General features: G+C 59.0%; 16 protein-coding genes. 3 read left to right on the top strand and 13 right to left on the bottom strand.

The window, feature by feature from the left end:
- Nucleotides 1-6: 6 nt before the first annotated feature.
- The 5 genes from QWJ34_RS18365 to QWJ34_RS18345 all read right to left on the bottom strand — a co-directional run bounded on the left by QWJ34_RS18365 (nt 7) and on the right by QWJ34_RS18345 (nt 6,199).
- Nucleotides 7-1,053 carry a carbohydrate-binding family 9-like protein gene (locus tag QWJ34_RS18365; protein ID WP_302730066.1) on the bottom strand — a complete coding sequence of 349 codons (1,047 nt, stop codon included), beginning with the start codon at nt 1,051-1,053 and terminating at the stop codon, nt 7-9.
- Nucleotides 1,053-2,459, bottom strand: a complete 1,407-nt coding sequence (locus QWJ34_RS18360) for an alpha-L-fucosidase (RefSeq protein WP_302730064.1) — start codon at nt 2,457-2,459, stop codon at nt 1,053-1,055. The genes QWJ34_RS18365 and QWJ34_RS18360 overlap by 1 nt, the downstream gene beginning before the upstream one ends.
- A 197-nt stretch (nt 2,460-2,656) precedes the next feature.
- A complete protein-coding gene (locus tag QWJ34_RS18355) occupies nt 2,657-4,261 on the bottom strand; it encodes an extracellular solute-binding protein (RefSeq protein WP_302730062.1) in 1,605 nt (534 codons plus the stop codon).
- A 45-nt stretch (nt 4,262-4,306) separates the two neighbouring features.
- A complete protein-coding gene (locus QWJ34_RS18350; protein WP_302730060.1) occupies nt 4,307-5,212 on the bottom strand; it encodes a carbohydrate ABC transporter permease in 906 nt (301 codons plus the stop codon).
- 33 nt (nt 5,213-5,245) lie between these two features.
- Nucleotides 5,246-6,199 (bottom strand): ABC transporter permease, encoded by a 954-nt coding sequence (locus QWJ34_RS18345; protein ID WP_302730249.1) that lies wholly within the window; start codon nt 6,197-6,199, stop codon nt 5,246-5,248.
- Nucleotides 6,200-6,794: 595 nt separating this feature from the next.
- Here QWJ34_RS18345 and QWJ34_RS18340 point away from each other — a divergent pair.
- The 3 genes from QWJ34_RS18340 to QWJ34_RS18330 all read left to right on the top strand — a co-directional run bounded on the left by QWJ34_RS18340 (nt 6,795) and on the right by QWJ34_RS18330 (nt 10,724).
- Nucleotides 6,795-9,113: a helix-turn-helix domain-containing protein gene (locus QWJ34_RS18340; RefSeq protein WP_368046839.1), complete on the top strand. Its 2,319-nt coding sequence runs from the start codon at nt 6,795-6,797 to the stop codon at nt 9,111-9,113.
- 160 nt (nt 9,114-9,273) lie between these two features.
- Nucleotides 9,274-9,864: a YjgB family protein gene (locus QWJ34_RS18335; RefSeq protein WP_302730058.1), complete on the top strand. Its 591-nt coding sequence runs from the start codon at nt 9,274-9,276 to the stop codon at nt 9,862-9,864.
- A gap of 233 nt (nt 9,865-10,097) precedes the next feature.
- Nucleotides 10,098-10,724: a nitroreductase family protein gene (locus tag QWJ34_RS18330; protein WP_302730056.1), complete on the top strand. Its 627-nt coding sequence runs from the start codon at nt 10,098-10,100 to the stop codon at nt 10,722-10,724.
- A 148-nt stretch (nt 10,725-10,872) separates the two neighbouring features.
- Here QWJ34_RS18330 and pepF read toward each other — a convergent pair whose 3' ends face one another.
- From pepF to QWJ34_RS18290, 8 genes are all read right to left on the bottom strand, one after another.
- Nucleotides 10,873-12,684, bottom strand: coding sequence for an oligoendopeptidase F (pepF, locus tag QWJ34_RS18325; RefSeq protein ID WP_302730054.1), 1,812 nt, complete (start codon nt 12,682-12,684; stop codon nt 10,873-10,875).
- 183 nt (nt 12,685-12,867) lie between these two features.
- Nucleotides 12,868-14,577 carry a cellulase family glycosylhydrolase gene (locus QWJ34_RS18320; protein WP_302730052.1) on the bottom strand — a complete coding sequence of 570 codons (1,710 nt, stop codon included), beginning with the start codon at nt 14,575-14,577 and terminating at the stop codon, nt 12,868-12,870.
- A gap of 228 nt (nt 14,578-14,805) precedes the next feature.
- Complete coding sequence (locus QWJ34_RS18315; RefSeq protein ID WP_302730050.1) at nt 14,806-16,047, bottom strand: MFS transporter; 1,242 nt, start codon at nt 16,045-16,047, stop codon at nt 14,806-14,808.
- Nucleotides 16,048-16,577: 530 nt separating this feature from the next.
- Nucleotides 16,578-19,457 (bottom strand): GH36-type glycosyl hydrolase domain-containing protein, encoded by a 2,880-nt coding sequence (locus QWJ34_RS18310; protein ID WP_302730049.1) that lies wholly within the window; start codon nt 19,455-19,457, stop codon nt 16,578-16,580.
- A 63-nt stretch (nt 19,458-19,520) separates the two neighbouring features.
- A complete protein-coding gene (locus tag QWJ34_RS18305; RefSeq protein WP_302730048.1) occupies nt 19,521-22,766 on the bottom strand; it encodes a cellobiose phosphorylase in 3,246 nt (1,081 codons plus the stop codon).
- Nucleotides 22,767-23,019: 253 nt separating this feature from the next.
- Complete coding sequence (locus tag QWJ34_RS18300; RefSeq protein WP_302730047.1) at nt 23,020-24,027, bottom strand: LacI family DNA-binding transcriptional regulator; 1,008 nt, start codon at nt 24,025-24,027, stop codon at nt 23,020-23,022.
- A 204-nt stretch (nt 24,028-24,231) separates the two neighbouring features.
- Complete coding sequence (locus QWJ34_RS18295) at nt 24,232-24,390, bottom strand: hypothetical protein (protein WP_302730045.1); 159 nt, start codon at nt 24,388-24,390, stop codon at nt 24,232-24,234.
- Nucleotides 24,391-24,638: 248 nt separating this feature from the next.
- Nucleotides 24,639-25,223 carry a hypothetical protein gene (locus QWJ34_RS18290; protein ID WP_302730043.1) on the bottom strand — a complete coding sequence of 195 codons (585 nt, stop codon included), beginning with the start codon at nt 25,221-25,223 and terminating at the stop codon, nt 24,639-24,641.
- Nucleotides 25,224-25,259 lie beyond the last annotated feature (36 nt).

Raw genomic sequence — 25,259 nt, 5'->3', positions numbered from 1 at the left:
CCGCGCTCACTCCTTCCACAGTTTGCCGTCTTCGCGAATCCAGTAAGCGCCGGCGCCGTCCGCCGAAGCGGCGCGCATCCGGAACGAGCGCGACGTCGTTTCGATCAGCAGCCCTTCCGCCGCAAGTCCCGCCAGTTCGCCATTCTCGTCGCCGGCTTCCAGCAGCGGTTCAATCCGATCCGCGAAGACGCCCGATCGTTCGTAATGATTCCGCTGGCGGTAGTACAACCGGCGCAGCTTCCATTTAACGATTTCGTCGTCCGGCAGTTCGAACGACTCCGGCGTTTCTCCGTCCGCGAACAGTACATATCCCCACAGCTCCGGGTAATGCATATTGATCACGCCCTGCGGCGACCAGACCCAGTTGTCTTCCGGATACGGACGGCCGGTTTCCGGGTTGATTACTTTGCGGTAAGCGCCGTCCGCTTTGTCCACCCGCCACTGCACCCGAGAAAAGTTTACCCGCCAGTTCGCTCCGGCTTCCGGCGGCTGCTGCCCTTCCGCGCATTCGCGCAGGATGCTCCACGGCATCGCCACTTCGACGCTCCAGCTCCGGTTGTCCGCGTCCGGGTTGTTCAGTTCGCCGTCGATATGGACCGCCGTCCGCAGTCCGCGGATATCCCAGCCGTTGATCGGCGGTCCTCCGTCGCGATAAGGCGTAACCAGCAGCAGATCCCAGACCGTGTTCAGCGCGTTGATCTCGAATTCGTAATACTGGTGCGTATCGCCGTCGGGATCGATAAAAATCTCGAAGTCGTTGTCGTAAAAAATAACCGATTCCCGCTCCGTCAGCGTCGCCCAGATCTCGTCTTCTTCCAGCTGCGCGCCGAAATAAAAATACTCGTCGTCCCACAGCATTTTGACACGGGTCGATTTATGCGGACGCGGCTTCCGATCGCCTTCGATATCGACGAATTCTTCCGTCCACGGCGCATCCGCCCAGAACGGTTTGTCCAGCCGGCCGTCGAGTTCGGGTTTACCGTTTGCACGCCTGCATACATAAGAACGCGGCGCAAACTCGATCGCCGGTTCGGGTACTCCGCCCAGATTCATCATTGTTCCTCCAGCCGGAACGCCAGCGCGACCGGCGTCTCGCCGCCGCGCGCAGCTTCCGGAATCGTCACGGACACGCCCGACTCCGTCCGCCGCAGCGCAAGCTCGCCGTCGAAACCGACCAGCGAAGCACGTTCGAACGCACCGCTTACCGGAAGTTCGAGCTCGCTTTCCACTTGTTCGCCTTCGGCGTACAGCCGGAGCGCGTAAACGGTATCCCCTTTGCGCGTAAACTGAAGCTTTTTGTCTTCCGACGAATACGGCTCGCATACCCGCGTGCCGTAGATCGCTTCGCCGTTTACTTTCAGCCAGACGCCCAGCCCTTTCATTCCTTGGATCGCCGCGGCCGGAAGGCGGCCGTCCGGCTGCGGACCGACGTTGAGCGCCAGATTGCCGCCTTTGGCGACGATCTCGACCAGTAAGTGCACCAGCTGGCGCACACTTTTGTACGTATCTTCATAATTGAAGGAAAACGACGTCCCCATCGTGATACAGCTTTCCCACGGCACGTTGATCGGCCGCTCCGGCAGCGTTTGCTCCGGCGTAATCAGATTCTCGTACGGTCCGCCGACCGTGCGGTCCGCCGACAGCAGCCACGGCTGATGGTCCCGCCGGATGCGGTCGACCAGTTCGCCGAGCCGGATATCCTGACCGCTGTGCTCGTTGACCCAGCCGGCGTCGAGCCAGAGCATGTCGATCCGGCCGTAGCGGGTCATCAGTTCGGTAATCTGCTCGTGCGTGAACCGCACGAACTTTTCCCACAGCCACGGATACGCTTTGGGATCGTAAGACGGCCCGCGCCACATCTTCTCGCCGCGTTCCATGCCCGGCGCCCAGTAATCCGGCGTATGCCAGTCGGCTTTGGAGAAATAGGCCGAAATGGCAAGCCCGCGCGAGCGGAACGCGTCGAACAGATTGCGGCAGATATCGGCGTATTTGTGCCGGTGGAACGGCGTATCCGGCCCGGTGATCCGGTAATCGGTCGTATGCGTGTCCCACATGCAGAAGCCGTCGTGATGCTTGGTCGTGAACGTCAGGTATTTGAATCCGCCTTCGGCGGCCAGATCGGCCCACAGCTCCGGCTGGAACCGGATCGGATTGAACGTCTTGTTCAGATCGAAATATTCGCGCTTCAATTCTTCGCCTTCCACGCCCCAGTCGATGCAGTCGCGCGCCCAGTCGGCGTCCCCGTCGCTCAGCGCCCACGATTCCACCACGCCCAGCTGGCTGTAAGGACCCCAGTGCATCATCAGGCCCAGCTTCTGGTCTTTGAACCATTCCAGCCGCTCCAGCAGCAGCGGATCTTCGGGCTTGACCCACTCGTCTTCGCTGCTGTAATTGTGCACGCCTTCGTGCACGACCGTTTCTTCGGGCTTCGGCTCCTGCGCCGTTTTCGCTTCCGTCATGGGCTCCTCCTTCTTCGTCCGGCCGTTTCTCCGGCAATACGCTCGGCGGGCGGACGGTTGCTCGATTTTTGCGCAGCCTTTTTTCAACAAGCAGGGGCGAAAAACGAAAGCGGGCCCGCCGCTTCGTCTTCCGCCCCTTCCCTCTCCCTTTCGGGCGAAACTTGAACCTTCAATCTTTCTTCGCGTATAACCTCAACTTACTGCGCGTTCTCGCTGTTCCACTGATCGTACGCTTCCTGGTAGATTTCCACGATGCGGTCGCTGCCCATTTTCTTGAGCTGCGCCACATAGCTGTCCCAGTTGCTCAGCGGTTCCTGGCCGGTCACGAATTTGGCTTCCATCTGTTCGACGTACGTGTTCAGATCGGACAGCAGCGCGGATACTTCCGTTTGCGCGTCGTTCGTCAGATACACGTTCGGGAAAGGAACTTTCGCGATCGGTACCAGCTTTTCTTCGTTCTGCTTGACGACCCAGTCTTCCACTTCGCTGCGCAGGCCGTTGGTCAGTTCGGGAATATTGACGCCCGGCGTCACGATACCGTAGTTCGGCGTCAGCGTCGCGCGGTACTGCTCGCGGTCTCCGCCGCCCGGCACGTCGAGGAACTTTTTCTCGTGCGTCGCTTCGTCCACATAATCCCACATTTTGCCCTGCGGTCCCTGCGTCCAGAGCGTCGCGCCGTCGTAGCCGTATTGATAGTCGATCCATCTCATGCTCGCTTCCGGATTCGGGTTGGTCGCGGTGATGGCGAAGTTGCCGTTGGACGACATGCCCGGGTGTTTGCCGTAGACCGGCGTGCCCGCGATTTCGCTGCCGACCGGCGTCATCATCGGGTCTTCCATCGTTTCTTCGGTTCCGCCGAGCGTGAAGTACGGGTAGTAATCGCTGAACAGCGCCAGCTGATTTTTCGCGCCTTTGGCTTTTTTCTGCTCGTCGGTTTGCGAGAACGTTTCGTGATCCAGCAGATCTTCGTTCCACAGCTTGTTCAGGAACGTCAGATAACCTTTATAGCCTTCTTCCTGCGGCGTATAGTGGACTTTGCCGTCTTTGTCGGCGTAGTACACTTCGTTGTAGATGCCCCAGAAACCGAGGAAATACATGCGCAGATCGTTGAGCTTAACCGAAGTCAGCGGAATTTCGTCGGCTTTGCCGTTGCCGTTCGGATCTTCGGTCTTGACGCGTTTCAGGTATTCGTACAGCTCGTCCGTCGTTTTCGGTTCTTCCGTACCCAGCGTTTCCAGGAATTCGCCGTTGTACCACATCGGGCCGCGGTACCAGACGGCGGCGGTGTCGATAAACGGCAGCGCGTAGATATGACCGTCCGTCGTCGTGATCGATTTGCGCACGTTCGGGTTCTCGTCGAGGATCTTTTTGAGATTGGGCGCGTAATTGTCGATCAGATCTTCGAGCGGAATCAACTGGCCCTGCGTGCCGTAGCTGACCTGCTCGGCCGGGGTGATATCCGCCGCGTACAGCATATCGGGCAGATCGCCGCTGGCGAAGACCAGGTTTTTCTTCGTCGCGAAGCTGTCGATCGGCGCCGTCTGGAACTCGATCTTGATATTGGACAGCTTTTCCATCTCCTGCACGACCGGCATGGTGTCCCACGGGGCCATATCGGCGCTCGGCGCGAACACGCTCAGCGTGATCGGCTGTTCGACGATCGGGAAGCCGTCCTTGCTCACGCTTCCGCTCGAATCCGCCGCTTTTTCCGTCGTTCCTCCGGACTGGCAGGCAGTGGCCAGCATGCTCAGCACCATTAACCCCGACAGCGCGGCCGCTCCTTTTTTACGACTCGTTTTCATATCCAAATCCTCCCCTTTTTTTCTGATCGTTACGCTATGGCAAGATCATCCCTTGACGGAACCGATCATGACACCTTGCACAAAATAACGCTGCAGGAACGGATACACCGCGATAATCGGCAGCGTAGCCACGATAATGACGGCATATTTGACGAGCGCGGCGACTTCGGCTTTGTTGTTGAGCGAGGTCGCCATCGAAGCGTCGATCGTGCCGGCCTGCGCCGACATCTGCTGGAGCACCAGGATCTGACGAAGCACCAGCTGAAGCGGGTATTTTTCCTGATGGTTCAGATAGATCATCGCCGAGAAGTAATTGTTCCAGTGCCCGACGCCGAAAAAGAGAGCCATAACGGCGATCAGCGCGCTGGACAGCGGCAGCACAATCCGGAAAAAGAGCCTGAAATTGCTGCATCCGTCGATCTCGGCGGCTTCCTGCAGCTCCCTCGGAATCGAGGACTGGAAAAAGGTGCGGCAGACGATCAGATTCCAGATCGAGGTCGCCCCCGGAAGGATAAGCGCCCACATGCTGTCGACGAGGCCCAGGCTGCGCACGACCAGATAAGTCGGAACGAGGCCGCCGCCGAAAAACATCGTCACCATAAAGATCATCATGAAGATATTGCGGCCGACGAAGTCTCTGCGGCTGAGCGCGTAAGCGGCGGGCAGCGTAAAGATCAAATTGACCAGCGTGCCCACGACGGTATAAATGATCGTATTCATATACCCGCGCCAGATACTCGTATCCTGGAATACCCGCCGGTAGCCTTCGAACGTAATGTCTTTCGGAAGCAGCCACATGTCGCCGGAAGCGACCAGATTCGGATTGGTGATCGAGGCGCTGACGATGTAGATCAGCGGATACGCGACGATCACGAGCGCCACGGTCAATATGAGATACACGAAAGCCAGAAAAACTTTATCCTGCTTCGTTTCTTGAATCGTGCTTATCATGCTTCGTCCCTCCCTTTCGTTTGAGATCGCATCTTACCACAGGCTGTTCTCGCTTGTCCGGCGCACGACCTGGTTCACGGTAATGAGCAGGATCGCGTTGACGACCGAGTTGAACAAGCCGACGGCGGTGGAATAGCTGTACTGCGCTTCCAGCAGGCCGGTGCGGTATACGGAGGTCGCGATCACGTCGGAAGCTTCCATATTGAGCGGGTTTTGCAGCAGCAGGATCTTCTCGTAGCCCACGCCGAGCAGGCCGCCCATATTGAGAATCAGCAGAATGGTAATCGTCGGGATAATGACCGGAATATTGATATGCCGGATGCGCTGCATGCGGGACGCTCCGTCGAGAATCGCCGCTTCGTGCAGTCCGGGATCGACGGCGGTCAGCGCGGCCAGATAAATGATCGTTCCCCACCCGGTCGTCTGCCAGACATCGGACAGGACGTAGATCGTTTTGAACCAGCGCGGATCGGTCAGGAAGCTCGGCGGCGTCACCCCGATCGCTTCGAGCAGATTGACGATCATACCGGTCGACGGCGTCAGGAACGTGATAATCATTCCGGCCATGACGACCATCGAAATAAAGTGCGGCGCGTAGGTGACGGTTTGGACCGTTTTCTTGAATTTGCCGTTGCGCACTTCGTTGAAAGCCAGCGCCAGCAAGATCGGCAGCGGGAATCCCACGAGCAGCCCGTACAAACTGATGCTGAAGGTGTTCCACATCAGATCCCAGAAATAGTAGGAGTTGAAAAAGCGTTCGAAATGATCGAAGCCCACCCACTTGCTTGCTCCCATGCCCAGTGCCGGGATATAATTTTTGAATGCGATCTGGATGCCGTACATCGGTATGTAGTTGAAGATCACTACGGTCAGCAGCGCCGGCGCCATAAAGATGTACAACTGCCAGTTGCGGAGCACCTTTTTGAGCGTTTTGCTTTTGCGTTTGGCCGCCGAAGGATCGAGTACGGCTTTCGCGCTCCCATGCATCATGTTCGTCACTCCTTCCAATTAGTGTCGGCTGCCCGGATGAAGAGTGCCGATTGCGACGCTTTGCACAAAGTCAGCTTACCTGACAACTTCTGACCGGCTTTCCCGGTTTGCTTTGTCGGCGTTTTTTCCTCGGCTGCCGCGCTTCAAAAAAAGAAAGCGCATACGCGGAAAACGCCGCGGTTCGAAAAAAAGGTCTGCAAGCGTCGGGAATGCGATAACGCCGGGAGAAGATTGCTTTGCTGTACCCCGAGTTTACAAAACGTTCGGCCCGGACGTAAATATGTGGTTTTGGCACTGTCCGAAATTCCCCATCCCGCAAAGCCTTTTAAATGTGTTAGAATACATAACAGAAACAGCCGCCATTCATGAAAATAAACAGAAAATTTCACATGGCAAAGAAATATTCATGTATTGTTTTCAAGCCAAAAAGTAAAAAACGACACATTTCCGGTCAAAAGACAGCGCGGAATCGCGCGGTCGGAGCCGGTCAAAACCTACATATTGTCCGACAAGCCCGTACCTTCTACACTTTTTTCATAGAATGAAGTTGCAAAACGGAGATATTTCGCTACCGAGGGGAAGGAGAATAAATATGAAGATCAACGCGCTAAAAATGGAAATGAAGCCGAGCTACTTCAAATCCCGCCTTTTCCTGAAATATATCTCTTCCTATATGTTGATTTTGCTTATTCCGCTGATCTGCCTGACTTTCGTACTTTATCACAATACGGCGGCCAATCTGCGTTCGCAGATCGAGCAGTCGCATTTGAATCAGCTCACCCAGGCCGAAACGATCGTGGACTCCAATATGAAGCAGCTCAACGATATCGCGTCGCGCGCCGCTTACGATTTTCGCCTGAGCCGCTACCGGGTGCACGATCCGTACTACAGTCTGGAAGCCATTAACGCGCTCGGCGATTACAAAGCGACCAGTCCGATTATCGGCGAAATGTTCCTGTACTTCCACGACGATAAACAGATCTATTCCAGCGCCGGCATGTACGACCTGGACGTATTTTCGGAAAAATACCAGTTTCGCAGCTGGGACGGCGCCGCCGCGCTGCGCGATCTGAACGAAACGCGCTTCGCCACGATGCGTCCGGCGGACCTGGTGGGCCGAACTCCGGGATTCGAGCAGTCGATGCTCGTTTATCTGGTGCCGGTCGTGCCGAACAGCCCCAATCCGCACGGAACGCTGATGTATTTCGTACAGGAATCCAGCCTGACGGGATTGATCGATTCGATTCTGGGCGGCTATCAGGGTTCTTCCTATATTTTCGATAACGAAGGCCGGGTGCTTGCGGTCAAGAACAACCAGGAAAAAGGCGTGGACGAAGAAGAACTGCGTTCGCTCGTTTCCTTGTCCACGGGCACGCACAGCATCGAAATCGGCGGCGTGCCGCATTCGGTCGTCTCGGTCAAATCGGAGCAGAACGGCTGGGAATACGTGACCTTGATGCCGAGTTCCCAATTCTTCAGCAGCGTGCTGCATATCCGCAGCTTTATCGCGGCGCTGTTTGCGCTCGTTTTCGTATTCGGCGCTTTCGTCGCGCTGATGCTGGCCCGCCGACTGTACGGCCCCATCTTCCGCCTGTTCGAATTCGCCAATTCCAAAGCGGTGCCGCAGACCGGAGAAGCGGCTGCCGGGGAAAACGCCGTAACGGGCGGCAACGAGCTGGACGGCATCCGTTCCGCTCTCCAGGCCTACAGCACCCGCGCCAATTTGCAGGAGCCGTATGCGCGCAACCACTCCCTGCTGATGCTGCTTCGGCACGGCGGAGCCGCCGGCCCCGCGCCCGAGCTGATGCGTACGCTCGGCCTGTCGCTTGACCGTTCCCGCTACTTCGCCGTCCTGATCGGCGGAGAAGACTCCAGAGCGGCGGCGGACGATCCGCAGGAACGCAAGCTGCTGCTGAGCTTGCTGTCCGAAGCGGAGCTGCCGGAGCTCGGCGCCCGTATCTACGGCGCGGAACTGCCCAAGCCGGATCAGATCGCGCTGATTGTCGGGTTCGATCCGACGGAAGGCCGCGGCGAATCGGAACTCGCCGAAGCCATCGTGCACGCCGTGCGCGATCGTCTGCTCGATATCGGCCGGGCGCAGCCCGCGCTCGGCGTCGGCACCTGCTGCGACGGCCCGCAGCGGCTGAACCAGTCGTTTATCGAAGCATGCTCCGCTTTCGAATCGCGCAAGAATACGGGCAGCGGCAGCATTACTTACTTCAGCCGTCTGTCCGCCGACGGCGGCGAAGCCTGCTGGGTGCCCAAATCGGTGCTGCTCAAGCTGTCCCAGAGCCTCAAGCAGGGCAGCGCGGACGTCGCGGCCCGTTCGGTCGCCGAAGCGACGGAAGCGCTGCGCGCGCCCGGTTTGTCGGCCCGCTACATGCGCTGCATCGGTTTCGATATCCTGAATACGATTCTCAAAGCCGCGCTCGAAGCCGGCGTCGACAATCTGTCTTCCGGCATTCCGCCGCTCGACGCGTTCGCTTCGCCGGACGAACTGGAACGCTGCTGCCTCGATCTGACGGACAGGCTCTGCGCGCAGGTCGAGCAGAAAGAAGAGAAGGAAGCGCATACATTGATGGACCGTATCGTCGCATACATCGACGAGCATTATGCCGACCATTCGCTGAGCCTGGAGACGATCTCGTACAAATATTCGATCTCCATGTCGTATTTTAGCCGTTCGTTCAAGGAAAAAGTCGGCATCAACTTCGTGCAGTATATCTGGCAGAAACGAATGGCCGCGGCGATTGCCGAATTGACCACAACCGACGAGCCGCTCAAAGATATTATCCAGCGCGTCGGCTACCAGGACACGCCGAATTTTATCCGCAAATTCAAAAAAGAAACCGGCTATACGCCGGGACAATACCGCAAACTGTTCGCGGGCAAAACGGCGGAAATCGGTTGAATTTCACACAAAGAAAAAAAGCCGGAACCGATCGCCGATTCAACTCGGTTAACCTATCGGTTAACGTAATTGTAACCGCGCGGTAACCATTTTGCTCCTGTTTCATCCTCCGCCAAACAGGTAATATGTAAAGAGCAACACACTAAGGAGGAGATAAACGATGAACTTTTCCAACAAACTGCGCAAAACGATTCTGGCATTCTCCGTGACCGGCGCCGCCGCTTTCGGCGCGCTCGGAGTCGGTTCCCATACGCTGCTGCCGAGCGCTTCGGCCGCCCAGGCCGCCGCTTCTTCCGACAGCCAGATGGCCCAGCAGAAGCTGAACACGTTCTACAAGCCGGCGCTCAAAGGCCACTTCCCGGACCGCGCCGAAGATTTCGTCATCGGCCAAACGACCCGCAGCGAAGTCATGGACGCTTTCGGTTCGCCGGACGTCGCCCGCACTTCCGCTTCCGGCTTCGACAGCTACACCGCCAATATGGGCAACCCGGGCTATTCGCTGTCTTATACGTCCGGCAATGTGCTCAAAGAAATCCGCTACTTCGGCACAAATGTGGAGCGCCAAACGAATATCGGCGGTATCACCGTGCAGATGGTGAAGAAGAACTGGTACGCGCCGACTTCGACGACCACGATCAAGAACGGCAAAACGACGCAGACCAAGCTGACTTACAAGCGCGGCGATTACCATATCGAATTTATCTTCGACAGCCCGACCAAGCTGTCGCATATCAATCTGGTCAAAGGCTGAGCCGCAAACCGGAACCGGTCAAGAAAGCCGATACAAGACCCGCAATACCTACAACGGCCGCGAGCACTCGCGGCCGTTTTTTGCCGTCCATGTATTCGTCAGCGCAGTATGTTCGTCTTCAGGTATTTAATTTCCTAAAACTCATTGACTTACTTTTAAATAGTTATTATTATAAAGATACAAAGTTTCCAACTTAAAAACTCTTATATCAAAAGAAACGAAGGTGTCTTTCCATGTCCGATCTGACAAACCTGGTTCAATCCCGCCATTCCGCCATCAAATTTATGTCCGATACTCCGATTTCCCCGGCCGAGCTGAACGAAATCTTCGAGCTGGTCAAGCTTGCTCCTTCCGCTTTCAATCTCCAGCACGCCCATTACGTGCCGGTAACGGACGAATCCGTGCGCGAACAAATTTACCAGGCGTCCGGCGGCCAATATAAAATCAAGCTCGCTTCCGCCGTGATCGCCGTATTCGGCGATACCAAAGCCTACTCCCGCATTGCCGAAATGAACGAAGGATTTCTGGCGCTGGGCATGATGGACCGGACCGAATTCGATACGACCGTCCGGGACGTGACCGAATTCTACGAGCGCCGCGGCGCAGAGTTCCAGCGCGAAGAAGCTGTGCGCAACGCCAGCCTGTCGGCGATGATGTTTATGCTGCTGGCCAAGGACAAAGGCTGGGATACCTGTCCGATGATCGGCTTCGATCCGCAGGCGGTCGCCGAGGCCGTCGGCGCGCCGGAAGGCATGCTGCCGGTCATGCTGATTACGATCGGCAAAGAAGACCGTTCCAAACCCCGTCCGCGCGGCTACCGCAAACCGGTCGCCCAATTCGTTTCTTACGACCGCTTCTGAGCCGCCTTTTTCTTTCCCCGTGCTCTGCGCAGTACGCAGAAAAGCCGCTGCGCGTTGGCGCGGCGGCTTTTCTGCTGCGGTATTTTACTGCGGTATTTCGTGCTTTCAAGCCGCGGCGAAAAGCAGGAGCGCGCAGCGCGGGTAAAAGTCAGGCTTCTTCCTCGAACAGCTCGCACAATTCGCCGACCAGCGAACCCACATACTCGACCGCTTTGCGGATCGCCGCCGGATCGGACATGTCCACGCCGGCCATCTTCGCCAGTTCGAGCGGAGTCTTCGATCCGCCCGCTTTCAGCACTTCGAGCCAGCGGTCGACCGCCGGTTGGCCTTCTTCGCGAATGATCTGCATCACGTTCGTGGACAGCGTAAGACCGGCCGAATACGTATACGGATACAGTCCCATATAGTAATGGGGCTGGCGCATCCAGGTCAGCTTGGCGTCTTCGGTCAGTTCCAGCGCGTCTCCCCAGAACGAAGACAGCACGTCGCCTTTGAGATCGCCGAGCACCTTGGCCGTGATCGCCTGGTCGTTCATCGCCCGGTCGTATACCCGGCGCTGAAGCTCGCCTTCGAGCAGATGGGTGATAAAGTTGTGATAGTACGTGTTCAGCAGCTGCATGATTACCCAGCGGCGCAGGCGTTTGTCTTCCGACTGCGAGCGCAGATGCTCGGCCAGCAGGAGTTCGTTCATGGTCGACGGCGCTTCGATAAAGTACATCGAAGGACGCGAATTGACCATCTGCTGGTAGCGGGCCGCCAGCATGAGATGTCCCGCATGGCCCACTTCGTGCGCCAGCGTGAACGCGCCGCGCATATTGTCGGACCACGACATCAGGATATACGAATGCGAGCCGTAGGTCGACGAGCAGAAAGCGCCGGTCGATTTGCCGACATTGCTCGCGTGGTCGACCCAGCGCTGGGTAAACGCCGCTTCGACGATCTCTCCGTACTCTTCGCCCAGCACGCCGAGCGCGTCCTGGATCGTCCGGCAGGCTTCCTCGTAAGTGATGGACGGGCTGTATTCCGGATCGAGCGGCGCTTTGAGATCGCAGTAATACAGCGTATCCAGCCCCAGCACTTTCTTTTTCAATTCGGCGTATTTGCGCATATGCGGCGCAAGCTCGGATTGAATTGTATCGAGGATCGCCGCGTACATCTCCTGCGTCACCTGCTGCGGCTGAAGCAGCATATCCGTGACGGATTCATAGCCGCGCGTCCGGGACATGACGACCTGGCGCTTTACTTCCGCAGCGTACGCTTCGGCGAACGTGTTGCGGTAAGCGTGCAGCCCGCGGCTGAACGAAGCGAACGAGCTGCGGCGCAGCTCCGTATCCGGATTCATTTCGTAGTCGGTTTCGTACGTCGCGAACGAAACCGGATATTCGCTGCCGTCCACCGTTACGTCGTCGAATGTCATATCCGCCAGCTTGCCGCGCAGATATACGCGATAAGGAGCACCGTGCACTTCCGACAGCGAAGCCAGCACTTTTTCCGTTTCCGGCGACAGGCTGTACGGCTTGCGGCCGAGCAGCAGCTTCAAGCTGCGTTCGAATACCGCCAGTTCCGGTTCTTCGCGCAGATAGCGCTCGATCGTGCCGTCTTCCAGCTCCAGAATTTCCGAATCGATAAACGTAAACTCGGACGACAGCGTGGTCAGCACATCGCCGGATTTGGCCGAACGGGCCTGGTTGTCGGGATTCGTGCCGTCTTCGGTCTGGCGCAGATGCGCGTACGTGCCCACTTTGCGCGCGCGTTCGATTACGGATTCATGCGCGTTCAGGCAGTCCAGCAGCACGGAGGCACTTTCGCCCAGTCGGCCTTTGAACTTCGTTACCTCGCCGGCGCTCTGCCGCACCGCTTCCAGCTCCGCCGCCCAATCTTCTTCCGTCAAAAACAAATGTTCCAGATTCCATGTGGACGATTCGGGCACTTCCGCCCGCGTCAGCACTTTCTCGCTCAATACATTCACTCCCCGGCATAAAATGAGGCGCGGCGGTCGCACGGCCCGGGAATAGTCCCGCTGCCCGTACGCCGCCGTGCCGATCGGTTCACCCGGCTCTTGCGCGGGCATGCTTTACTATTTTATCGCGGCAGACCGACAGTTGCAAAAATGTCGCGGCCTGTCAGCTTTATCCGGGCGGCTTTAAGGCTGTTTGCCGTAAACGACTTTGCCGCCGACCGTCAGCACGACGCGGCTCCACGTTCCGAACTGGAGCTGCCCGTCTTTGTACGAATAATCGTCGGTCTCGTCGTAACTGCTCCAGTCTTCTTTATGGATGCGGGACTGGATCTCCCCGCTTTCCCCGCCCGCCGGAACGCTGCCGGATACAAAGCTCAGTTCGACGTAGTCCGCCGCGCCTTTCGGCGCGCCCAGCGTGCGGCCGAACGAGGCTTTGACGTTCGAAGCGCCGATCTGCGCCCAATCGCAGAAGTAGTTCTGCTTGACGCCGCCTTCGTTCGTATAATAGTAGCGAATCTTGACGTTCTTGAGATTGACGGCCGAAGCGCCGTCGTTGCGGATATTGAACACGGGACGCAGTGCATTGTCCGACGGATTGTCGTCCAGATTGCGGTACAGCAGCGTCAGTCCGCTCGTTCCCGATCCGCCGGAGTCGGCCGGATCGCCCGGCACCGCCGGGGCCGGCGGTTTTGGCGAAGGCGTCGCCGGCTGCGTCGGGGAAGCCGGCACAGCGGTCGAAGACTTCGCCCCGCTCAGCATGCGCTCGCGGACGAATTTGCCCGATTCGCTGAGCTGCGACTTTGTCCAGCCGCCCGACACGCTCGCGCCCGGCTTCAAAGCGGCGGAGGCTTCCTGCTTGTCGGCCAGCGACCAGTTGATCCAGCCGATGCCGCGTTTGTCCATAAAGTCGGTCCATTCTTTCGCTTTGTCCAAATACGGACCGCCGTTCCCGGAAGCGTCGCTCGTTCCCCATTCGCTGACGAAGACGGCCAGCCCTTTTGCCTGCGCCGCGTCAATCCGGTCTCTCAGCCATGCCCCGTGCGTTCCCGCGTAAAAATGCACCGCATACAGCACATTCGAAGCTTTGAGCGGCGAAGCGGCGGCGTCCTGGATATCCTGGCTCCAGGTCCCCGTGCCGACGACGATAAGATTGTCCGGATCTTCCGCGCGGATCGTTTGGATCACGTCTTCGGCATACGGCTTGATCTGTCCGCTCCAGGTCACGCTGCCGTTCGGCTCGTTCGCGATCTCGTAAATAATATTGGGCTTGTTTCCATAGGCTTTTGCCATTTCTTTAAAAAAAGCTTTCGACTGCGTTTTGTACGTATTCGGGTCGCCGTCGGACAGGATATGCCAGTCGACGATCACGTAAATGCCCAGCTCGACCGCGGCGTCCACGGCTTCTTTGACTTTTTTCTTCACGGAAGGGTCCTGGATATAACCGCCTTCGTTCGTATACATGGCGACCCGGAATACGTTCAGCCCCCAATCGTCGCGCAGCCACATCATGCTTTTCTTGTTGACGTACTGTCCGTACCATTGAAGGCCGTGCGAACTGATGCCTTTAAGCTGCACCGGTTTGCCCGCCGCATCGACCAGTTTGCCTTTTTGGACCGACAGCTGTCCGTGCGCGCCGACAAAAGTGGACGCCGCCCTGCCGCTGCCGTAAGCGGGTTCGAGCTCTCGCGAAACGACGGCGGTTTCCTGTTTCTGCTCCCGCGGCTTTGCGGATGAATCCGCCGCCGGTTCTTTGTTCGATTCCGCCTGCCGGGACTGCTCCGCATTCGTTCGCCCGTTCGCGGCGCAGGCCGACAGCAGCCCGGCGCAGGCGCACAAAACCAATATTGAAATCCAGACGTTGGGCCGCAGACTTCTTAGAATGAATGATCGCATACGCATAAATTTCCTCCTCCGCCGCTTCAAGGTGTTCTTGTTTATAAAATACCCCATTTTTTGTAAAACGGAACTGGGGCGTGTCTTCAAATCCGCTTCCATCGAGGTTTGAAGACACGCCCTAAGGCGCAGGTCCGTGCTTCGGGCTGGAAGAAGCAAAAAAAGCCCGGCCCCTGGCGGGAGCCGGACTCGGGCGGAACGAACGATTGCGACAGAGGGACGTTTTGTTTAATTCTCCAGTTCCGTGCCCTTGGTTTCTTTGCCCAGGAAAGCCACGGCGGCCGCGCCGACGAGGATCGTGATGCAAAACATGGTGAAGATCGACGAGATGGCGACATTTTGCGAGATCAGCCAGCCGACCAGGAACGGAGCGATAATGCCGCCGATCCGTCCGAAGGAAGCGGCCAGGCCGGCCCCGGTGGTGCGGATCTTGGTCGGATAATGCTCAGGCGTGTAGGCGTACAGCCCGCCCCAAGCACCGAGGTTGAAGAACGAAAGGCAGATGCCGGCCGCGATCAGCGCCCCCGTCGTATCGGCCATGCCGAACCAGATCGCGCTGGCCGCGGTCAGCACCAGGTAGACGACGAGCACGAATTTGCGGCCGAATTTCTCGATGAAGTAAGCGGCGGTAAAGTAGCCCGGCAGCTGCGCAAGCGTCATAATCAGCACGTACTCGAAACTTTTCGTTAGGCTGTAGTCTTTATAGACCATGACCTGCGGCAGCCACAGGAACATGCCGTAGTAGGAAAAAACGACCGTGAACCAGAGTATCCACAGCATGATCGACGTCTTGCGGTGCTCCTTCGCCCAGACGAGCGAGAAGCGCTGGCCGAGCGTAAGTTTCTCCCGCTTGACCTGCTGCTGCGAGACGAACCGGGGCGAATCGTCGATCTTGCGGCGCAGATACAAAGCATATAAAGCCGGCAGCGCGCCGAGCGCAAAAGCGATGCGCCAGCCGGACTGGAACTGCGGAATAATAAAGTAAGCGATTAAAGCGGCGAGAATCCAGCCGCCGGCCCAGAAACTTTCCAGCAGCACGACGGTTCGTCCGCGTTCGCTGGCGGGCACCGATTCCGATACGAGCGTGGATGCGACCGGCAGCTCGCCGCCCAGGCCGAATCCCGAGATAAAGCGCAGGATGCAGAGCATGACGAATCCGGTCGCTACGGCGGACAATCCGCTCGCGAGCGAGAAGATCAACAGGGTCCAGAGCAGGACCGATTTGCGGCCGAAGCGGTCCGCGAGGATGCCGGCGCATGCGGCTCCAACCGCCATGCCGACCGAGTTGATCGCCGTCAGCACGCCGATCTGCTGCGAGCCGAGCGACCACTGCGCCGCCAGGGCGGCGGCGACGAACGAGATAAGCGCGACGTCCATGGCGTCGAACAACCAGCTCATCCCCACACTGACCAGCAGATTTCTCCGCTCGGGCTTACTGAGTACCTGTGCGCTTGCGTTTGCATTTTCCATTTCTTGTTCTCCCCATTTCCTCTTGTTGGGCGCGGCCCCGGGCAGCGGTTTCAAACTTGAAGCCGCCGGGCTTCCGGGACTGGCGGCGGGACCGTTTCGGCTGCCGGGCCGCGGTTGCGGACGTTTTTCTTTACTCCGCCATGGATGCGAAGATTTGTGAAAAACATCTCAAACAAGCGAAACCCGTTCCCCGATTCGGAACCGACGCACGCGCCGGGATTCATTGAATCTGCCTCATAGTCTATCCTTTCCGAACGTTCAAGTAAAGGTGTTTCGTGTAATTTTTTTCACAGCGAAAAACCGCGTTATTCTTCTAATCGAAGAATAACGCGGTCGAAACGATAAAGCTCGCTGTTATGCTGTTTGGACGAACAACCGTATCGGGAAGATTTAACGCGCCGCGGCAGGTTTGTCGGCTTCGTGAACGAACGCTCGGGACGCCCCCATGCTTCAATGTTCGGTCCTTTCCCCGTTCCGCTTGAAGCCCGGCGGCATACCGCGCTTCAAGCCGCCGCACATACATTCGCCGCTTACGCCAGTTCAACCTCCAGCCGATGAACCCCGCCGGCCGGAAGGGCCGTCAGCACGTCTTTTTTCAGCAGGCACCCGGCCCCGGCTTCTCCGGCGGATTCGTACGGCACTTCGACGCCGTTCAGCCGGCAGGCCGCAACGGAGAATTCATCGTACTCGCGTCCGGCCGGATTGAGATACACGATCTGCAGATCGCGGTCGGCGAAGCGCGTGCGCACGGAGACTCGTCCTTCGACGCCGTACTGCCCGGCCGGCAGTCTCGGCGCGAGCAGCAGATCGCCGAAGTTCCCGCGGACGCCGTACGCTTCCATCAGCACCGTAAGCAGCATCCAGCTCGCCGAGCCGGTCAGATAATGGTACATGCCTCTGCCCCGGGCGTTGATGTACTCCGGGATGCCCGGATAGATCCGGCTGCGTTCGAAGTCCGAACTGAGCCTGTATACGGAATCCAGCACGGCGTGTCCTTCGCGCGCGAAGCCGCGCTTGTACAGCGCATTCGCGTACATAACCGTCATATGGCTGAACATCGCGCCGTTTTCTTTGTGCCCGAACGCGAAGCCGAACGCGCGGCCCAGATTCTGCCGGATGCCGCCGAAGTCCGTATTGAGCCGGTAGCCGATGCCGGGATCGAGCAGATGCCGGTCGGCGGCTTCGATGACCGAACGAACCTGCTCCGGCGTCGCGACGCCGCTCATAACCGGGAATACCTGGCCGGTCAGCGTCATATGGATGCCGCCTTCCCGGTCGCCTTCGACCGGCTGTCCGTCGTTGTCGTAATAACCGTTGAACCAGCCGTTTCCGCTCTCGGACGAGATCCATTCCTGTTCGCGAATCCGGCGCTCGGTCCATTCCGCTTTGCGCTCCAGATCGGCCGCAAGCGCGCTCAACCGCACCGTGGCGAGCCTGCCGCTTACCCCGCCCGCCACCCGTTCGAGATAGCGGTCCAGGATCGCGTGCTTGCCGTCGATCGAATCGTAGAGCGAGCCGTCCGCCGGCGCTTCGCCGCCTTCTGCGCCCGGCCGGTCCAGCAGCTCCAGCATTTCTTCGGCCAGCTCGATCGTGCCGCTTTCCGTCCGCTTTTCCAGCTTCCGCAGCACATCGGCGAGCGTCCGCATATTACCCGCATAGAACGCGGTAAACGCCACGCTTTCGCCGCGCTCGGCCGCCATATCCAGGCCGTCGTTCCAGTCGGCGCCTTCGAGCCGCATCATATTGTGCTCGCCGGCCGAGTAGAACGGCGTCAGATGCTGGAGCAGGATATGCTCCAGCACGCTTCCGCGGTAAACGGAGCCGTCCGCCGCTTTCAGCAGGCTGCCGTCTTCCGGCGTCCACGCTTCGTCGCGCCGCTTGCAGCGGTGGGTGAAAGCGTCCCGGAAGTACGTCTGCTCCTGCAGCAGGAAATCCAGGTCGCCGCTCTGATGGATATACAGCATGACCGTCAGCAGCGGCCAAGCGCCGTGGTCCATCCAGACGCGCGGAATATTGTTGCGGTCCGCGACGAACTCGCCCGGCAGGCGTCCGATAATCGTCGCGTTGCTGCCGTCGATCCGCACGCCGGCGAAATTGTTCAGCAGCAGCTCGCGCACTTCGTCCGGTTCCATGACCATCAGCGCCAGGCAGTCCTGCCACAGATCGCGCCAGCCCCGTCCTCCGCGGCCGTAGTCGTGATGCGGCATAAACGAGTTGCCGTACAGACGGCGCAGCACCGGCTGGAGCGTGACCCATTTCATCCACAGATCGAATTCCCGGTCGCCGGAACGGAAACCGACCGTCCCCACTTTGTCCCGCCAGAAGTCTTTGCACTCCGCAAGCAGCCGATCGAAATTATCTTCCGTCAGGTATTCCCGGCGCAGAGCGGCTTCGTCCGGCCGGTCGTCCGACACGAGCATCGCCAGCACATAAGAACGGGATTCGCCCGGCCGCAGCTCCGCACGCTCGAACCGGAGGGCGCCGACCGCTTCCAGACCGTCGATCCGCTCGCCAGGCCCGCAGACCGGCGGCAGGTTGGAAGCGACCGCTTCCGGCCAGTCGTACGCGCCGCCTTCGCCGACAAACGATTCGGCCGAAGGGAAAAAGCCGACAGGAAGCGTCCCGTTTCCTTCCGCGCCGAAGACGGAGTAGGTCGCCGTATTCATCCGGTGTCCGCGTTCGTCGAACGACAGCGTCGGCTGGACTTCGACGCCGGAAGGCGCCGTATAGATCCGGTGCAGCAGCGACGTGACATGCCGATGATCGCGCAGATCGTCCGCGGAACGGGCGTACAGCGGAATCGCCGCCGTCGGGACAAGCGAGATCGGAGCCGAACCGGCGCCGCCCGTGTGGGTCAGCGTAATCTTCATCAGCTCGATCCGGTCCGCTCCGGCCGGCACGAAGTTTACCGTCTCCGCGCGCAGCGGCAGCGACGGATGCTCGCGCGTCACCTTATGCCAGAGCAAACCGGCTTCCAGCACCGCCTGCTCGCCGCCTTCCGCCCCGGTTTCGTCCGCGGCATCGGCTTCGGCGGAGCCCGGCCCGCCGAACCTCGCGGCCTGCTGCCGGGCCGAGCTTCCGCCGCACGACCAGGCGCCGTCGCCGTCGGCGTAGATCCAGAAATTGCGCGCGGCGCGCGAATTGTGCAGCGTTTCGGCTGAAACGGGTTCGGTCAGGAACGTATTGTGCCCCGTCTTGATATCGCCGTGCAGAGTCGGCGTGATCGAAGACATCATGCCTGCTTCGTTTACGAGCGGAAAGTACAGGAAGCTGCTGAACTGGGGATGCTTCAGCGTGAAATCCCCTTCTTCGCCGACAAAAGACCATTTGTCGGCGCGCGCGTTCCCTCCGCCGCTTGGGCTGCCGCTTTCTTTGTATTCGTTTCGGTTGGCATCGGTTTGCTCCGGCATATCCATAACTCCTTTTATTTGAAGTCTCGTTTGAAATCTTGTTCGAATCCCGCTCCGGCTCCGTTATCCCAATACGATCCCGATCTGCGGATACCGGCCTTCCCGCACGGCAAGCGCCGCTTCGCCGGTCAGTTCGCCGCCTTCGACCACGCTTACGCCGCCGCTCTCGTCCGTCAGAATAAACGTCCGTACGCTCAGCGCGTTCTCGCCGTACGTATTCCCCCGCCGTTCGCCGCGGTAGGTCACGGTCGAAGTCCCCAGGAACCGGAACGACAGCCGTCCTTCCGCGTCGAACAGCCAGTCCGGCAGCACCGGCTCCGGCTTGAAGACCAGCCGGCCTTCGCCGTCCAGCCGGAACGGCCGCGTGCCGGTCATCATCGTGCGCCAGATGCTGAGGAATTCCGCCGTCGAGCCGCTCAGCCGCGCCACATAGCCTCGCCCGTGCACCGACGGGTCCGGATTGACCGAACTGGCGATAAACGAAGAATTTTCCAGCGTGCTGCGCCCGTATGCCGCCGGATCGCGGAACGGAACCAGCGTGTCTTTGAATTCGGCGTAGAACTCGTCGTGCAGCCCGCTTTTCAGCAGCTCCAGCAGATACTTGTAAGACATATGCAGGAAGATGGATTCCCGCTCCAGCCAGCCCGGCGTAAATGCCCGGATACGGCCGATCTCGTGCCCCTGCCCTTCCAGGCTAACCGACGTTTTGTACATGCGCAGCTTTTCGTCGTACAGTCCGCTTTCGCGCACCCTGCGATGCAGCTCCCGCGCATGCTCTTGATCGCCGGCCGTTTTGAGCGCGTGCATCGGGCCTTCCAGAAACGCCGGCAGCGGTTCGGCGCGCAGCGACGTCACCACGGCAAGCGGCAGTCCGTAGCTTCCGATAACCGGATCGCCCTGCGCGTTGGTCTGCGGCTCGTGGCTCTCGGCTTCGAACCGGAAATACGTCGGCACCAGTCCGCCCCCGAGCTCGGTCGCCCGCGCTTCGCCGCGGTCCAGCTTGCGCAGAAATGCGCGGTAAGCGTCCAGCAGCTCTTCGAGCGGCACCTCTTCTTCCGCCCCGTCGATGCCGAAGCGGATTTCTTCCCGGTACGCTTCGCGCGCCGCAGCAAGAAGATCCCAGCAGGCAAAGTCTCCGAGCCCCCCTTCCTCCTGCTCCGTAAGCGCCGCGCGCACGCTGCGCAGCAGACGCGTCATTTCCGCCGGCAGCTTCGCCGTGCGTCCCGCCGGTTCTTCGCGTTCGCGCAGGCTTTCCAGCGTCCGCGCCACGAATTCCACGATCCGCCGCAGTTCGAACGTTTCGCCCATGCCCGACCCGAACAATCCCGGCAGGCCGTTCATCGCGTCGTTCCAGCCCGGTTTGTCCGCTTCCATCTCGATGCCCATTCCGTACGGATCGAGCAGCGACATTTTATTAAGCGACAAACTGAGCAGTTTGACGAACAGATTCGTCCGGTAAATGCGCCCTTCCCCCCGCTCCGTCCGCAGCCAGGCGGTGTCTTCCGGTTTGCGGCCGAGGCGGCGCAGTTTTTCCTCGTCATGGGCCGTCGCGCCGTACTGCCGCACTTCGCCGCCGCTCAGCACCGTTTTCTCCCGGCGCGGCAGAACGCGGACCGGTCCGTCGAAAAACGTGCAGGTGTCCGGTTCGAACAGCAGACGCTCGATCCGATCCGGGAACACCGCTTCGTAGCTGTCCACCAGATCCATATTGTACGTCCAGTGGTCGATCCAATATCCTTCGCCGAAGTTCGCTTCGATCTGCTGGTCCGCAAAACTCAGCAGGCGCTCCAGAAATTCATGTTCCGGGATCGGCGGTTCGACTCCGTTTTCTTCCAGGGCGCGCACGATCTTCCCCGGCGTAAACGGCTGCAGGCACATCTTCGCCAGATTTCCCGCGTATCCGCCGACCGTCGGCTCCAGCCAGGATTTCAGCCGCTCCAGCCGTTCTTCCGGCACGCGGAACGTGCTGCCTTTGACCTGAAGCGGATTGTAGCCGTCGGCCTGCATCAGACTGAAAAACATATAGACATTGAACGCGCCGGCATCCGGATGGAAAAAGACGTCGCTGCGCCGGTTCTGGTTCATGTCGCGGAAGTTGCCGTTGCCCTGCGAGTAATATTCCGGCTCGATCGTAAAAAAGTTGTAATCGCGCTCGGGATCGCCGTGTTTGCGCGAAAAAAGATGATACACTTTCGCTTCTTCGCCTTTGCCCAGCAGCAGCGGATAGCCGCCGCGCAGAAAGTTGTCCAGGTAACTCTGGCGGCAGTAGGCGTCGAACAGCGCGGACGAAGTGCTTGTCGCGATATCGTCGGTCAGCCGGTCGGTCAGCTCGGACGCTTCGATTCTTTTTTGTTCGAAATAAACCGGGGAAGCGATCCGCCCGGATTTGCCGTTGATCGATTCGACCGAACCGGCGTGCCCGACCAGCGTATGCAGGTTCAGGCTCGCGCCCGCTTCCAGCCGCCCGGAACGCCCCGCAAAGCCGCACGGCACTTTGTTGGCCGTAATCTGCGGCCGGGCGGCCAGCTCTTCGGCGGAGCTTTCGGCAAAGCCGGTCGGGTGCGACAGCGACGTATCGGGTCCGAACAGCAGCTCGAAATCGACGATCGGCGCAATCTTGCGCCCGTCGTCCCCGAACGCGAGATAAAAGTGTCCGCTCGTGACTTCGCTGACTTCGGCTTCGTCTCCGGTGCTGGAGCGCACCCTGTAGAACGGAACGCCGTGCTCGCGGTTGTACACTTCCATCCAGCTGCGCAGCAGGTTGCCCATCGCTTTGTAGCCTTCGCTGCTGACGCCGTAAGGCAGGATTTCCGGCAGCCCGTCGACCATTTCCAGCTCGAGCGCCGCGTCTTCGGACAGATTGGTCAGTGTAACGCGGCGCGCCAGCGCGGCGAAGTCGTCGTTTGGCACGTTGAAATACACGACCTCCGTTTTCAGTTTGAGCGTATCGTGGATCTCCTCGATCCGCAGCTCGTTGCGTCCGATGCGCATGGTGCGGCGGATGGCCGGATCGGCGGGGCCCGAACGGAACGGCTCGTAAATGTCGCGGCTGCCGTTCAGCCTGAGGAAAGTGCGGAAGCCGCCCCGATCGGTCGTTTTGTAACCGATATTGGCGGGCGAGAACTCCAGGATCGGCGAGTTCTTGTCGCGCACGCCGAAGCTTGCGATCGCCTGGCCGCGGTTGACGTAGAACGTCCACAGCGGGATGCCTTTGATTCCGGCGAGGCCGGGCAGAAAGCTGGAAAAAGTCTTGGCTTGATCGAACCGGTCGATCACGAAATACGGGTCTTCGTAACGGTAATCGGACATGGATTTGCGCCTCTCTTTCTTTATCGAACATTGATCGAAATCTATTTCGTAAATACCGCCGCGCGTCCGCTCGGCTGCATTCGCAGCCGAGTACGCCGATGCGGTTAGATCCGCGGCTGGAGCATGCGAACCTTTTTCGGAGCGTGAAAAGTTCGATTCGAACGCAAACTTACTTTCAAGTGCGATCCGCACACGAAGTAAGCGCCTTCATCTTTAGTCCGGCTGTCCTGCCGGACGACCGGTGCCGGCGCGTTCAAAGCCGCCGGCAGGACTCCCGTACAATCAGTTCGACAGGCAGCACCGCCGCGGGCGGCATATCTTCGCTTTCGATCGCGCCGATCAGCATGCGCGCCGCTCGAGCGCCCATATGTCCCACATCCTGGCGAATCGTGGTCAGCGCCGGACGGACGAGCGAAGCCGCTTCGATATCGTCGAAGCCGACGATGGACATATCGCGCGGCGCTTCCAGATTGCGCTCTTCCAGCGCGCGGATCGCGCCCAGCGCCAGATTGTCGCCCGCGGCCAGCACCGCGGTCGGCGGCTGCGGCAGATCGAGCAGTTCAAGCATCGCCTGCCGTCCGCCTTCCACCGAGAAGAACGGACCGCCGGGCACGATCAGGCGCTCGTCCGCGGCCAGCCCGAGCCGCCGAAGGCCCTGCTCGTAACCCAGACGACGCTGCTGGCCGACGAAGGTATCGCCTCCGCCGGAAATATGCGCGATGCGGCGGTGTCCCAGATCGTGCAGGTGCTTGAGCGCCAGATAGCAGCCGTCGATGCTGTCGGAAGAAACGCAGCCCGGACGTTCGTCGTCGAAATCCAGCAGCACGCACGGGATATCGCTTTTTAGCAGGTTCTGCAAGCCTTCGTCGCCGCGGTCCGCCAGCATGACGATCACTCCGTCCACGCTGCGGAAGCGGCAGTGCTCCAGATAGCTGGCCGTTTTGCCCCCGATATTGTCCGAAATAAACATCAGGTCGTAGCCTTCGGCTTCCGCCGTTTTCTTGACGCTGTCGAGCACGCCGCCGAAGAACGGGTGCCGGATGCCGACGCCTGACGATTCGTTGAACAGGATGCCGATCGTCCAAGATTTCTTCGTCATCAGCGTGCGGGCGTGCGAATTGGGCATATACCCCATCTCTTTGGCGGTATCCAGGATCTTCCCGCGCGTCTTAGCGCTGACATCGCTGTAATTGTTGAATACTTTGGATACGGTCGTGGGCGAATACCCGGTGACCCGAGCGATATCGTATATGGTGATCAAACGGTCATCCCCTTTTTTTCGAAATGGGTTTCGGCTAACGTCAATGTAACGGCTTTCATGCACAATGTCAACGGCGAAATCGGCAAAATGACGTCTATTGCCGCTCAACCCGAAAAACGCTCCCCGGCAGCCGAAATTCGGTGCGCCGAAGAGCGTTTTTTTGGCGCGGAGCCCGGTACTGCCCGTTCTCCGCATTCGTCGTAATCAGACCCTGCCGCGTACGATCGAGGAGGCCAGAACGATCCCCGTTCCGGCGTACAGGACGCCTTGAACGTAATCGGGATACAGCAGGGAGCGCACTCCCGCGGCTTCGAACAGAATAACCAGCAGCGCGCAGCCTGCAATCTTTGCTTTCGACGACATAAATGTCCTCCTCCGTCTCCAACCTTACTGCTTCTGATGTCGTACCTCATTAAAATAACCATTTTTTAGCCAAGTTGAAATCTTATAGCACTCAATATATAAGAATTTTCATACGATGTAAATCCCAATTTTATATAACCACAATTGTAAGCGTTTAATCCGCGGCAAAAAAGAAAAGCTTCGAAAGGAATATCCTTCCGAAGCTTCGCTGTCTCTGTCTTATATGCGCTGCGGCGTCCGTCTGTCGATTACGGCAGGTACTGCTGCACGATCTTGACGATTTCGCCGTCTTTGACGGTGATGTGATAAGGGTAAGCACTCAGGTCGAGCAGTCCCAGCGGGTTGTTGTATTGAGCATTGAACTTGGCGAGACCGATCGATTCGTTCCAGTTGATCTCCATGTCTTCATAGTTGCCGGTGTGATCGTAGATCTGCATCAGCACTTCGGCGTTTGCCGCAACCGGCAGCGTCACTTCGGTCGTATCGTTGTTGACGATGTAGTAGCCGTCCGGCGCTCCGCCCAGTTCCTCGACCGCGTCCGGGTTCTCTTCCAGGAAGAGCTTGTCCGCAGCCGCGCCGGTGTACCAGCCGATCTTGTCGGTGTCGACTTTGATGTTGCCGCCTGCGTCTTTTTCAACCGCGTTGATAAATACCGTGTATGTGCTTGCCGTAGAATTCTCGTCGCTTGTTCCCGTCGTCTGTTCCGCCGGAGCGGCTTGCTCCGCAGGAGCGGCCGAAGCCGGGGTGATAATATTGGAGACGGGGAAGTACCCGAAACCGATCATGAATGCCAGCAGCCCTGTGCCGATCATACCGAATGTTGTTTTTTTCATTGTTGTTCTCCCCTTCCAGAGATCTCTGTGTATGCT

This window comes from Saccharibacillus sp. CPCC 101409, assembly GCF_030518235.1.
GTDB lineage: Bacteria > Bacillota > Bacilli > Paenibacillales > Paenibacillaceae > Saccharibacillus.
This window is presented reverse-complemented; position numbering and strand designations above follow the sequence as displayed.

Coding starts and splice junctions, on each gene's coding strand:
- QWJ34_RS18365 (WP_302730066.1), bottom strand. CDS start 1,053: ATGAATCTGGGCGGAGTACCCGAACCGGCGATCGAGTTTGCGCCGCGT.
- QWJ34_RS18360 (WP_302730064.1), bottom strand. CDS start 2,459: ATGACGGAAGCGAAAACGGCGCAGGAGCCGAAGCCCGAAGAAACGGTC.
- QWJ34_RS18355 (WP_302730062.1), bottom strand. CDS start 4,261: ATGAAAACGAGTCGTAAAAAAGGAGCGGCCGCGCTGTCGGGGTTAATG.
- QWJ34_RS18350 (WP_302730060.1), bottom strand. CDS start 5,212: ATGATAAGCACGATTCAAGAAACGAAGCAGGATAAAGTTTTTCTGGCT.
- QWJ34_RS18345 (WP_302730249.1), bottom strand. CDS start 6,199: ATGCATGGGAGCGCGAAAGCCGTACTCGATCCTTCGGCGGCCAAACGC.
- QWJ34_RS18340 (WP_368046839.1), top strand. CDS start 6,795: ATGAAGATCAACGCGCTAAAAATGGAAATGAAGCCGAGCTACTTCAAA.
- QWJ34_RS18335 (WP_302730058.1), top strand. CDS start 9,274: ATGAACTTTTCCAACAAACTGCGCAAAACGATTCTGGCATTCTCCGTG.
- QWJ34_RS18330 (WP_302730056.1), top strand. CDS start 10,098: ATGTCCGATCTGACAAACCTGGTTCAATCCCGCCATTCCGCCATCAAA.
- QWJ34_RS18320 (WP_302730052.1), bottom strand. CDS start 14,577: ATGCGATCATTCATTCTAAGAAGTCTGCGGCCCAACGTCTGGATTTCA.
- QWJ34_RS18315 (WP_302730050.1), bottom strand. CDS start 16,047: ATGGAAAATGCAAACGCAAGCGCACAGGTACTCAGTAAGCCCGAGCGG.
- QWJ34_RS18310 (WP_302730049.1), bottom strand. CDS start 19,457: ATGCCGGAGCAAACCGATGCCAACCGAAACGAATACAAAGAAAGCGGC.
- QWJ34_RS18305 (WP_302730048.1), bottom strand. CDS start 22,766: ATGTCCGATTACCGTTACGAAGACCCGTATTTCGTGATCGACCGGTTC.
- QWJ34_RS18295 (WP_302730045.1), bottom strand. CDS start 24,390: ATGTCGTCGAAAGCAAAGATTGCAGGCTGCGCGCTGCTGGTTATTCTG.
- QWJ34_RS18290 (WP_302730043.1), bottom strand. CDS start 25,223: ATGAAAAAAACAACATTCGGTATGATCGGCACAGGGCTGCTGGCATTC.